Source organism: Parasulfitobacter algicola (assembly GCF_013315265.1).
In the GTDB taxonomy this organism is placed as follows: Bacteria; Pseudomonadota; Alphaproteobacteria; order Rhodobacterales; family Rhodobacteraceae; genus Parasulfitobacter; species Parasulfitobacter algicola.
In genome coordinates this window covers 253,787-265,825 of sequence record NZ_JABUFE010000001.1, presented here as the reverse complement: position 1 = coordinate 265,825, position 12,039 = coordinate 253,787, and the positions used below count along the sequence as shown (strand labels likewise).

At 52.0% G+C, this 12,039-nt stretch carries 7 protein-coding genes; all 7 read right to left on the bottom strand.

Going from position 1 to position 12,039, the window contains the following annotated elements; genetic code table 11:
* Nucleotides 1–19: 19 nt before the first annotated feature.
* Complete coding sequence (locus HRQ87_RS01295) at nucleotides 20–1,321, bottom strand: PepSY-associated TM helix domain-containing protein (protein ID WP_174134542.1); 1,302 nt, start codon at nucleotides 1,319–1,321, stop codon at nucleotides 20–22.
* 39 nt (nucleotides 1,322–1,360) lie between these two features.
* A complete protein-coding gene (locus tag HRQ87_RS01290) occupies nucleotides 1,361–1,723 on the bottom strand; it encodes a hypothetical protein (RefSeq protein WP_174134541.1) in 363 nt (120 codons plus the stop codon).
* A gap of 71 nt (nucleotides 1,724–1,794) precedes the next feature.
* Nucleotides 1,795–3,690 (bottom strand): SWIM zinc finger family protein, encoded by a 1,896-nt coding sequence (locus HRQ87_RS01285; RefSeq protein WP_174134540.1) that lies wholly within the window; start codon nucleotides 3,688–3,690, stop codon nucleotides 1,795–1,797.
* Complete coding sequence (locus HRQ87_RS01280) at nucleotides 3,687–4,808, bottom strand: VWA domain-containing protein (protein ID WP_174134539.1); 1,122 nt, start codon at nucleotides 4,806–4,808, stop codon at nucleotides 3,687–3,689. Before HRQ87_RS01280 ends, HRQ87_RS01285 begins: the two co-directional genes overlap by 4 nt.
* A complete protein-coding gene (locus HRQ87_RS01275) occupies nucleotides 4,808–7,183 on the bottom strand; it encodes a DUF5682 family protein (protein WP_174134538.1) in 2,376 nt (791 codons plus the stop codon). Before HRQ87_RS01275 ends, HRQ87_RS01280 begins: the two co-directional genes overlap by 1 nt.
* Nucleotides 7,184–8,299 carry an ATP-binding protein gene (locus tag HRQ87_RS01270; protein WP_174134537.1) on the bottom strand — a complete coding sequence of 372 codons (1,116 nt, stop codon included), beginning with the start codon at nucleotides 8,297–8,299 and terminating at the stop codon, nucleotides 7,184–7,186.
* Nucleotides 8,299–12,000, bottom strand: coding sequence for a DUF4132 domain-containing protein (locus HRQ87_RS01265; RefSeq protein WP_174134536.1), 3,702 nt, complete (start codon nucleotides 11,998–12,000; stop codon nucleotides 8,299–8,301). Before HRQ87_RS01265 ends, HRQ87_RS01270 begins: the two co-directional genes overlap by 1 nt.
* Nucleotides 12,001–12,039: the final 39 nt, after the last annotated feature.

Sequence of the window (12,039 nt, the reverse complement as noted above, 5' to 3'; positions counted from 1 at the left end):
AAACCGGCGCCCCTTTTGATTAAACCCGCGCGTTTCTAAACCAGCCCAGGCGGCGGAACAAAAGCCAATCCAACACCAAGGCCACGATCAGGGACGCACCCATCAATGGAAACAGGATCGCAAGGCCAATGATCAGTCCGATCATGCCTGTTCCCAGTGACGCCTCGGGCGCTGAGGGAACGCCCAATGTGCCAGCGGGTCGACGCATCCACCAGGCGACAAAGCCGGATATAGACAGAACCAAAGCGGCTAGTGCGGCAAGCGTGTTCTGGGCGATGTTCAACCAACCGTAAAGCTCACCCTGATGGAAAGAAATACCAAGCGATATTGTCTTGGCCATAGGTGGGTTATCCGCAAAATCGTGACGCTTTAGAACGGCGCCTGTGTATTGATCAACAATCAGTTCGGTCTGTTCATACCGGTTTGTACTAGTGGACCTGATCCAGAACGCACCATCGGCACTTTTAGCCGGACGCATTTCGTAAGGTGCAACCAAGCCTTCGCGTTTTGCGGTGGCAAAAACCTGTGCATATGCAATTGGCGTGCCATCAGATGCAGTGGAATTGGGCACATCACCCCCGAACCGGAGGCTTTTGCTGTCTTGTCCGGTTTTTTCCTGAACATAAGACAGGCCGCTGCCCCAGACATCGGTCCATGGCAGGCCTGAGATGATGATCGGTACGACCAGAAGGGTTGCAAGAAAACCTGTGAACAAATGTGTTTCACGCCACCAGCTGCGGCCCTTAGCACTTGGAAGCCGGAATATAATCGACCAACTGCGCGCCCCACGGGGCCACCACAGAAAGATGCCGGTTACAAACATGACGACTGCCCAATGCACCGCCAGTTCCACGAGTTTAGTGCCAATATCACCCAACAACAATTCCCCATGGAATTTACGCACCATTTGCATAGCCATACCATCGCGTGCAGTGATCGCGATCACTTCGGCGGTATAGGGGTTCACCCACGCATAGGACCGCACGTTCTGGGCGTCGTTGAATTCAATTAATGTGGACCTGCCCGGTTGGTTATAATCAGTAATGCCGCGCAGGCGGGTGACTCTGGCCGCTTGATCGACTGCTGCCAGCTGTGCCTCGTATGGAATTGGGGCGGCACCAATATCGACAGTCATCCTGTCGGCATAAAGCCAGTTTTCGATCTGCGGCTTGTATAAATAAATGCCACCGGTAATGGCTAGCATGGCCATAAAAGGCAGAACATAAAGGGACGCAAGGAAATGCCATTTCCACACGAGACGATAGAAGGCGCCGCCAGTTGCAACAGATGCAGGCTGCGCCGATGAGATAACATCGGTCATGAAAGTTAATCCTGTTTTGAAAGTCTGAAAATTCGGGTTTCAGATTAAAACAGGGGGTGCGCGTGTTGGCCCACGTACAAGTGCCAGATGATCCTGCGCGCGTTGATTAGAATTGATTGTAAAAGTGTTATGGAAACTGCGTATAAATTTTTGCCACGCAGGTTCAGGGGTATCTGCAAGATCCATTGCGTGGTTCATGACACAATGCTTTGATGTGGCTTCTGGCATTTCAACAGGTTCGCCATCAGGATCAAGCGTGATGATAACCGTTTCAGCCCCGGTACAAATCACCATGATTTGCATGCCAGGCACCAACATGACCAAAGCCGCACTCATCTTCGGGATCAAAATACCCGTCAAAAGTCCTGCAAGCAGAACACATCTGAAAAATGCGCGCATCATAGGCGCAGTCATAAATGCGAATTCAGAATAAGAAAACCACCGGAATGCCGCAGTACGTCAGACGGCAGTTTTTATGACAGACGCGCCCCTTCTGACAAAAGGTATGTCAGGCGCAAGGCTGTGGCGGGTGTCGTATCTTTTTCCATTTGCTCTAGAAACCGCAAGACCGTCGATTGGCCCAGATCACGCGCATCTTCGGTCAAACGGTTCGGGATCGGCGTGCCGCTAAGACTGGTCAGAACGGCTTCGGTCAGGCGTTCAAAGAACAGATGCAGCTGGTTCAGTGACAACGCTGTACTATCGGATCGCACCACAGTGCGTTCGATAAAACGATCAATAACACCGCTCAGCCCCTTGGGGCGGGGAAGCGTGTCGAATTGCAAAGACCGCAAGCCGCCATCTTTACCTGAAATCCAAAGTGATATCAGACGTCCTGTGCGGGCTTCGTCATTTGGGTGCAACGCCACCAGGCCCCCACGAATGCGTCGCAAGATATGATTAAAGGTGTCGATATGCGGGGGATTGTTTTCCGGAAACCTAAGCGTGATTGCCCGATCTTCGGTGTCACGCCACGTCCAAACCCACTGCTGGTCGAATGGATCAAAGACCGGCGTTTCGATGTTTTCCGCTTCCAAAATAACAAAGGCTTCGCCGGGTCTTTGGCGCAAGCCGCGACCCAAGTCATCGGTAATGCAGGTTGGTAATTGTGACCAATCCCGCTTGATTGCGCCAGTCTTTTGAAGATCATCAAAGTGGATATCTTTGCGCCCAGATGTGGCGGTTTGTGTCAGACCCAAACCGCCATCATATGCGCGTGCGGCATCTTTTAAAATGACTTCGGTTCCGGTCATTGAGGACGGTGTCACCAACGACCAAAGCGGTGCGCGCCATGCGTCGCGTGGATTGAACCGGAAATCTGTTCCTGCACCACGTGCTTCAACTGTACGATGGGTTTGCCCGGTTTCGAGGTTTAGAAAAACGCAAGTCAGGCCGCGCGCACCTGTGGGCGTCTGCCAATGTTCGGCCCCTAGAAATGTCAGTCGCATCGGTCCTGATGGAATGAAACTGCGCGCAAGAACACCCACCAGTGCCGGATCAGAGGGGTGTTCACGTAGTGCCTCGGTCAGGGCGAACGTCCGTGACAGTCCGTAAAACAGATCTATGGGCGTTTCTTGTGCGCTGCGCAACCGATCCGGGTCCAGCCGTTGCGACAGGGTGCGTAATTCAGCAGCAAGGCGCGGCACAGTTTCCGCCCGCGTAGATATGGCCAGCGAAAAAAGACGATCACGGGCCTGCGCAATCGTGCCGGATGATAAAGCCAGTGCTGCATGCAACAGACCGTCTGCTGCACTGTCCAGAACGTCAGAGCTGACTTCTTTTTGTATCGATGCCTCAACCAGTTCTGGCAGATCCTGCCCCGCCTCTCGCAATAACGCCAGCGCGGCCGCTGCAATCGCGCGTTTCTTTCGTGCAGCACTTGGCCCTTTGTAAAGCGCCTTGGCCAAGGTTTGACCGACGGGAAAGGTCACGATGTCTTGGGTTTCGGTGAAAGTGACTTGTGTGCTGCCGTCGGTCTGGATGCTAAGTGGCTCGTTTGTCAGGGCAAGCGCATTTGGCCATTCTTTACGTGCGAATTTTTCAATCAGATTGATATCAAACACCGGGGCAGGTTCAGTTGGCTTGACCGATGATGCAGGGGTCTGTTCGCGCAAAAACAGCACGGCTGCTGCAATGTGGCGGCAAAGCCCGGCAGCAGGGCAAGTGCAGCGCGCGGCAAACAGATCTTTTGCATCCAGTGTTAATGTTTCGGCATCAACTGTCAAAGTGGCTGCATTATCTGTCTGTTCTAAAATTGAAACCTTGTTTGCTGCCACATCCTTGCGGGCACGGATGATTGCACCTTTGGACAAGGCGGCGATCAATGCCGCTTCGTCATAGGTGGCCAGCATAGTGCCAAGTGGTGTCATTTCATCACCTGTGCCAGCCAGTCTGCGAAATTCTCAGGCGTCATGGCGGCAACATTCATACCAAGCGCTGCCAGTTGTTCAGCCATACCCCGATCAAAATCTGCCTGACCACTATCATCCAGTGCAGCGATGCCCAACATACACACACGGGCTTCATTCAGACGCGCAATACTTGCCAACAGCCGACGTGGTCCGGCTCCTTCGTAGAAATCTGATACAAGGGCCAGCACGGTTCGGCTGGGCTGTTCGACCAGCATTTCGCAATAGCTGACAGCCCGACCAATATCAGTCCCCCCACCCAGTTGGACGGATAGCAATAGATCAAGCGGATCATCCAGTTGGTCGGTGACATCAAGTATGGATGTGTCAAACAGAACCATCTTGACCTTGATCCCGGGCAGTCCTGTTAAAATAGCCGCCATTAATGCGGAAAAGATCAGACTTTCAGTCATAGAACCTGATTGATCAACGCACAGAACAATCGTCCAGTCCAGATGACGTTTCTGACGGCTCATAAAGACCAGCTGATCTGCGATCAGGCGCTTTTTGTCGGCATCCCAGGTGTCCAGATTGGCGCGTACCGTGGCACGGGCATCAAAATTCGCCGATGCCTTCATAGGAGAGCGCTGATGCCGGTTGCGCCGCCCGCTCATCGCGCGAACGATCTTGCTGCGCAGACGTTGCATAATGTCATCAATGACTTTTTGGGCAATTCTACGCAGTTCGGCCTGCATCGTAGGATCCGCGCGGTCCTGATACGTCAGAAGGGTGCGCAACAAAGCAGGGCTTGGATCAAGATCTTCCCATACCTTGGGATCTTTCAGCAAATCGGCCAGTTGGTAACGTTCAATGGCGTCGCTTTGCAGGGTTTCGAATACTGCATCTGGAAATAGATTGCGGGCCTCGCCTAACCAATCCAGTGCGCGCATCTGCGTCGGATCAAGTGATCCTTTGCGGCCCCCGCTTGCCGGCTTAATGCCGCGTTTTTGATATTCGCGCGCATATAGATAGTCCAACGCCTGATCGCGGCGGCTATCAGCGGAGGAAAGACAACCGCCAAGCTGACGATCTGCATATTTGCCCAACATCAGGCGCCATCTTTCTTGCGGCTTACGCATCAGAATGCCTTCCAATGGGTCAGGCCATCCGCGATCAGCAAGTCGTCCATAGCCCGATCAATGGCCAAGGCACGGGCGGCTTCCTGTTCTGTGAAACGGCTTTTAACACCTGATATACTGCTCGCTTGTACGCCGAAAAGTGCGGCTAATTCTTCGGCCAACCGATCTGTTTCATGGGGGTTCAGCTGTGTCAGACTGCGCCGCAATGATGGCAAGGCCGCGACAAAGATGTCTTCGTCAAGTTCCGAAATTGCAGCATTTGCAGAATCCAGAACCACCTGGTTTTGCCATAAAACCATCGGTGCAACAGATAGCAATCCCATAAGTAAGGCGGCGCGGTCTTCGGGTGCGCTGCCTATGCCGCGCAGATTGCCTTGTAATAAATGCGCCAACGTTTCAGGCGCATAAAGCCCTGCGCGCACCAGCAATCCTGCTAAGGCACCTGCTAACATGGGTGGACAATCCTTGATCGCTAAAATCCGAGTAAGGGCGTCGGTAAATGTCTGGCCGTCAAATCGATCTGCTTGTGGACCGCGCAGGACAGCCGCAACAATACCAAGCGATGCAATCCTGTCTGGCATTGCGTCTTCTGTCGTCTCTGTCAGGTCTTCGATCAGATAAACCATACGATCAAAGGCAGTTGTGAGTATGGCGACCAGATCCGGGGCGTTTTCATCAAACAATGGATCGCCCGGTGCGCTGACGGACTGAAGTTTTTGAATGATCTGGGCCAAAGCATCAAAATCGGCTGCAATCGACACACTGTTGCGCATTTCATCAGCCAGCTCTGTTAAGTCGCTGCCCAATCCCGCCCTTAGACCGGCCAACAGCAGATCAAGAATCGCAGATAAATCATTGCCGCGACCCGCCTCAAACAAGGCTTGGCGTTGTTCGAACAGATGGTTTGCGGCTGCTTCGGGCAGGGTTGCACCAAGGCGTGCGGCGTCGATTAATGCACCTTCGACAAAGGGCGACCAACCGACCAGCCATTCTTCAAACAACAGATCAATTCGGCTGCCAATGACGAAATCCGGCCCTGTCTCAAGACTGGCGAACCCTGTATTCAACAACCCCATTTGATAAAAAAACTGGGACGTTTTGAGATGTGTGGGCTTGCGGCGAATATCCAGTTTCTTGGCACGCTTTATACTATCTGAAAGATCGACACGTGCAGTTTGCGCGCGCGCGCGCGCATCAGCGACAATGGGGGGTTGCCCGGCAGATTTTGGCACTTTGCCCAGCTTTGTGCCTCGCAGATAGGCATGAAGACGTTGGGAAAACGGCTCGCCCGGACCAGCTTCGGTTTTGATCAGGGCGCTGCGCAGGCCGTCAAACAGATCAGGCAGCAGGATTGCTTCGCGCCCTTTCAACCGCGCCAGACCTTCGGCCATACCCAACATTTCAACCAGCTGCGGAACAGCGACGCGACGATTGTCACCAGCCATCTGTGCAGCAAACCCCAAGCTTGTTTCCAAAGCATGTGCTGACCAATCAGGTGAACCGTTTGCCGCGCATGCCGACTGCCAAAGACCAGCATACCAGCCAGGATATCGTAATCCTGCGCCATAGCCGGACAGTGCATCTAATGCCTCTTCGCCGTATCCAATCAGATAGCTTTCGACATCGGATGATTTTGCGGGTTTTTCATCGCCGGGCTGGATCAAAGCGGGCGTGTGAAAGCCACCCGTCAGTACAATCACGCGCTTGCCCTGGGCCGCTGCAATATGCGCGCGCATCTCAGCTTCGCGTGTCAATGTGTCGTCATGGACGATGATGTCGGGCGCAGTTGTTTCGCGCAGCGCCAGACAATAGGCATAGACATCTGAAAAAAATCCGCGCCAATCGCTTTGCCCAAGGCGGGTTTCAAACAGATGATCCCACAGCTCTGCCCCGTCACGCAGACCCAGTTTGCTGCAGGTTGCGCGTACGAATGTGGCAGTGTCAAAGGCAATTTCTGACTGAAAAGGTGCTATTTTCACATCATCATCAAAATGCCTTCCTGCAGGCAGGTCGATAAATTGCACGTCGGCGCCGATCTGCGCGGCCTGTCTGATTGCCAGAAGTTCCGGCGAATGATCCGAAAAGGGAAAATACCGAACAGCGCGTGTGCTTTGCCCTTCGCGCGCGCCAAGACTGACAATTGCGACAGGGGCAACTGTTTCGGGGTCGGTCAGAAATGGAACGTGATGGATCAGATCGCGCGGGGCTTCGATCAGGATCAGTTCAGGCTGATGATCGTCGATCATAGCACGCAGCATCCACGCACAGGCTGGTGAATGGTGGCGGATCGGCGCAAACAAGCACGTACCATCACGCGTACCAAACAGTGCGGCTTCTGCTGCATCGCGTGTGATCAGTGCATCGGTATCTGCCATTTACTTATCAGTGTCAGAGCGTGACAAACCCACCTTTGCTGCATCAAAGAAATCTTTCCAGACAGCAGATTTACGGGCCCGGTCGCGTGCCACCAAATCGACATAGCCTCGCAACTTGCGCGCATCTTCAGGGTCATCTTTGAAAACAACACCTTGTAATTGCCGCGCGATATGACGGCCTGACACGGCACCGCTATCCAGATATGTTGCATCCAGAGTGGCTGCATGTGCGACATTCACTGTTTCCGCCGTCGACATAACGGCCTTGGGCGATGACACAGTTGTACCGTCTTCCAGCTTACCAAAACGCAGGTCGCGGAACACAGTAACCAGCAGGTCCAGCACATCGCTTTGGGGCATTTCTGCCTGCGCGTGTTCAGCCATGCGTTCGGATAATTGCCGTGCGACCAGCGCTTTTTCGAACCCTGCATCTGCAATGGGGTGGACAGTTTCAAAGTTAAATCGCCGTTTCAGCGCTGATGACATGTCATGTACTCCGCGATCACGCAGGTTAGCTGTTCCAATCACGTTGAAACCTGGCTTTGCGCGCAATTCGTAATCGCTGCCCAGCTCTGGTACGGTGATCGTCTTTTCGGACATAAGCGAAATCAGAACATCCTGTACTTCAGGCGCACAACGGGTCAGTTCCTCGACCCGGACAATCTGGCCCGATTGCATTGCCGATAATACGGGCGACGGCACCATGGCCCGTGCGCTTGGTCCTTCGGCCAGCAGTAACGCATAATTCCAGCCATACCGCAGATGATCTTCGATAATGCCTGCGGATCCCTGAATAACAGCGGTAGATCGCCCGGATATTGCGGCAGCCAAAAGTTCGGACAACAGTGATTTTGCTGTGCCGGGTTCGCCAACCAGCATCAATCCTTGTCGACCCATCAAGGACACGATGCAGCGGTCAACCAAAGCATCGTCGCCCACAAATTTGGCATCAATCCCCAAGGTTTGATCGCCAATGATAAACCGTCTTACGGCGCGCGGGGTCAGATGCCAGCCATCGGGTCGTGGTCCGGTGTCATTGGCGGCCAGCGCAGCTAGCTGATCTGCATAAATCGTCTCAGCCGCTGCGCGCAGAACTGAATTTTCACCATCAGCCATCAGTATAATCCCTTTTTCCGCCAGGCTTCATCGAATGCGCCATAGGCTGCAATTTCATGCAGGTCATTCCATGCTTCTGACAGCAACAGCGGGGGCACTTTGCCAAGCGGCAATTCGGATCCATAATAGCCGCGGTCTGCTTTGACAAATTTCATCTCGGTTATTGCGACAGGAATATTATCTTCGGGCACATAGCTGCCGGTGAAATGCAATTCGGCTGTGATGCCGGCATTTCGGAATGGCTTTTGATAGACCGAAAACCCTGCACCATCTTCAATCGGGCCACGGTCATATCCGAATTTCGTGGTGGCGGACCGCAGACGTAGTGCCTCCATCAGCCAACCTTCGCGATCTTTCAGGCCGGTTTCAGTTTTCTGTGCATCGGTCAGATTTTGTGTCGGTCGCGAAATTTGCGCAAACAGCGGCTTGATCTCAAAATCTTCCAGATGCTGTACCCATGCGGCACGCAGCTCTTCGTCAATCAGGGCACTGTGGATCAAATCCACCTGAGCGACTTTAGACAGATCGACATCTTCGCCTTCGGCATCAAACACGTCACCCTCTTGTGTAGGCCTGAAGCTGACGATCATTTTGCCCGCGCCATCCAGCCCGCGCCAGATCACACGTTCTGTCAGCCGGTTCAGGATTGGATGGTTGTTCAGATCATTTCGCCATGCTTCAAGCGTCCAGACACGACCGCCAATCATACCGTCATACAAACGAACCGCCTGTTGTGCCGTCACCGTTTTGATTGTTTTCTTGGCTGTACTCAGGATTGATTTTGACTCTTTGGTTTGGTTATCCTTACCTGCAGGCAGGCCCTTAACCTCGCGTCCATCTGGATTGAAAATCTTGATGGTAAGACTGGAATCCAAGCGTACAGTATAAATTTTACCGTCTTCACCCACTTCTAATTCCATCACGCCGCCTTCCTCAAAGCCACCTGTCGGAACAGACCGATCTGCCAGTTCATCTTCAGTCCAACCACGTTCTGCCGCCAGTTCTTTGACACTGGTTTCGGCAAATTCGCGCACAGTGCGTTGCTTGAAGCGGGTAGAGGTGGCAACCAGAACCTGAACCGCCTCGGGCGCGCCAGAGTTTACTAGAACCTCAACCAAAGACTTGGCTTGTGACACGCGTTTTCCATGCGCCTTAAGATAAGCGGCGATGACAGCGGCCAGCTTTGCAGGCGGTGCCCGGTGGGCCAGTGCCAAAATCCCTTTGCTGTCTGTGCCGCTGTTCAGATAATTTGATTGAATGCCGTAAAACACCATATCAGCAAGCTGATCTACCGTATAATTTTTATAATATGTTATGTTGGCTTGCATACGTTTTGCATCGGCCAAAGCCTTTGCGCGGGCTTCGTCAGCCGCAGGTTTTTTACTGTCATAAGCGATCCAGCTGGTAAGAACCCATTCCGAAAACGTTTGAACATCCGTGGCGTTCAATTGATCCAGATAAAGATCAAACAACGGGCTGCCGCCGGGGGCTTTCAACTTCAAAGCCAACTTAAGCCATGCGTCCAGCACAACCGGTTGGATAGCTTTTCCGTCGGCCCATCTGACCACAGGCGCTTGGTCGACTGACAACCAACTGATCTTGTCTACAGGTAATTTTGCAGCCAGTTTTTCTGCCTCAGCCAGCAAAGCCTTTTGGCTAAGATAGGGCGACGTGTCACCACCCAAGCGCGATATTGCTGAAATAAGTTCGGCCCGGGCAAATTCGGATTTTTCGGTCTTTAGGCGTTTTATCAAAGCTGGCACTGCCTGTTTGCTGCCCCGATCCGCCAGAAAACGTGCTGTATTGCCACGGATCGCCTGCCGTTTGTCCGACAACGTTTCGATCAATGTATCGTCAACATCAGGTGTGTCTTTCAGCATTTTCTGCGCCAACTCGCGCGGTTGACGCGTTTCACCAATGGCTGCGAACAGGATATTCGGAACAATTGATTTGGGTATCGCAGGTAATTCTGCCAGCAGATTCAAAGCGCGGGTGTTCTGATAGGAATTCACATTGCGCGGTGGCAAATGTTCGGCAATCGTATCAAGTTGTTCAATGTAAAGCGGCCAGATTGCGTCTGATTTACCAAAATGCGGAACACTAAAGCCCCCGTTTTCAGATAAAGAACTGATTATGATCGAGCTTGGCGAAATACTATCGTATTCATTCTGCCGGTTCCGGTAAACCCGAAGTCTAACATTCAGATCTTGCGCTTCTTTTATGACATGACGCAGATCGAAAAGCCCAGCCTGCATAGATTGCAGTAACCAATTAAACTGAACTTTACCTGAATAAGGTGAAAAAATTTGCCCGAAATTATAATGGCTGATAATTATGATACGAAGCGCACGTAATGGCGGAATTCTTGTCAGGGCTTCGGTTAGCCATTTTTCAAAAATATGCCATTCGCCACGATCCAAAGGTCGATCGGCTTGATTGTTTTGGCTTGGCTTTATTAAGGTTTTCCCGCTGAACAGATCGAAAACTTTTTGGGCTCGGTCAATGTGCACAGGCTTAACTGGCTTTCGGGCCCCTAATTTTATGACCTCATTATATCGTACCATATGGGCATCAAAGTTGGCTTGTTCCATCTTCTTCAGGACCGCTAAATCGTCTGATGTCAGAACGGCTGCGCCATCATCTATTAGCGGCTTCATCGGCGGGATTTCAATTTTGCTTCCATCAGCGGCGATAAAAGCACCTTCAAGCTTTTCTTCGGATGCTTCAGTCGCAGAGACAACAACAAACTGGTCAATTAGTGTCAGAACACCCTGGATCTTTTCATTTTCGCGATGGGCAGACAAAGCGTCCAAGGCTTGGCGCGTCCCAATCGCACCAAGGATCTGGACCATCGCCTTGCGTTCGGTTGATTTTGAACTGGCCAGACCGTCAGATGCCTTTTTGAAAACGACGTCCTGGTCATGTTTGGTTAAAACCAACCGCGCGGCATCGCGCACCTTGGTGGACCCGGCCCCCATTTGTTCGAAAAGAAAATCCAGATACTTGGGATCTGTGGCGGATGAATACGCCAAAAGTCGTTTGATCGCCCCCGGACGCACATTCGCATCCATTTGCTGAAACCCTTCGATGACGGCATCAGGGTAATTTTCCAGCAAAAACTGTTCAATCGTACCTTCTTCCAGCCGCAGGCGAAGATTGCTATATTTAAGTCCAAGTGTTGCAATCACCAAATGCGTGGCAGTACCACCAAGCAGTTTGATGGCCGCCAAGACGTCAGCAAGCGTGATGGCTTCGGCGAGTTCTTTTTTGCCGTAATTTCGTGGTTCGTTGAGTCTGCTAATAGAGTTGACGATAAGATCGGGTATGTTCTTTTTATTCAGCCCATACAGACGGACATAACTCAAACTACTCCAACGCAATGCTTCAAGATAACGGGCCAAACCTTCTGGATTGCCACGAAATTGAAATACAAAATCGTTTTCTCTCTTCGTTCTTTGCTCAATTTCTTTATAGGTACCTTGTTGATTTTGCCGAAGTTTCTGGATCGCTGCATCTTTCGCCTGCAATGTTGCCAAAACGGGCCTGCCTTCACCGGTTTCAACATAATTGGCGACCTTACCCGACAATCCCCGTTCAATCTGATCAAGATGTGCGAAGATCTGGCGCACTTCAGAAGACCCACTTTGGCCGCTGCCACTAAACAAACGTGAAAAAAAGCCGGAAGCTGATGGCTTGCTCATAATAAAAACTCCAAAATATCTTGTATAACTTTTTGGAAC

Excerpts from the sequence above, each read along its gene's own strand:
- HRQ87_RS01295 (WP_174134542.1), bottom strand. The coding sequence starts at position 1,321 with ATGACCGATGTTATCTCATCGGCGCAGCCTGCATCTGTTGCAACTGGC.
- HRQ87_RS01290 (WP_174134541.1), bottom strand. The coding sequence starts at position 1,723 with ATGATGCGCGCATTTTTCAGATGTGTTCTGCTTGCAGGACTTTTGACG.
- HRQ87_RS01285 (WP_174134540.1), bottom strand. The coding sequence starts at position 3,690 with ATGACACCACTTGGCACTATGCTGGCCACCTATGACGAAGCGGCATTG.
- HRQ87_RS01280 (WP_174134539.1), bottom strand. The coding sequence starts at position 4,808 with ATGCGTAAGCCGCAAGAAAGATGGCGCCTGATGTTGGGCAAATATGCA.
- HRQ87_RS01275 (WP_174134538.1), bottom strand. The coding sequence starts at position 7,183 with ATGGCAGATACCGATGCACTGATCACACGCGATGCAGCAGAAGCCGCA.
- HRQ87_RS01270 (WP_174134537.1), bottom strand. The coding sequence starts at position 8,299 with ATGGCTGATGGTGAAAATTCAGTTCTGCGCGCAGCGGCTGAGACGATT.
- HRQ87_RS01265 (WP_174134536.1), bottom strand. The coding sequence starts at position 12,000 with ATGAGCAAGCCATCAGCTTCCGGCTTTTTTTCACGTTTGTTTAGTGGC.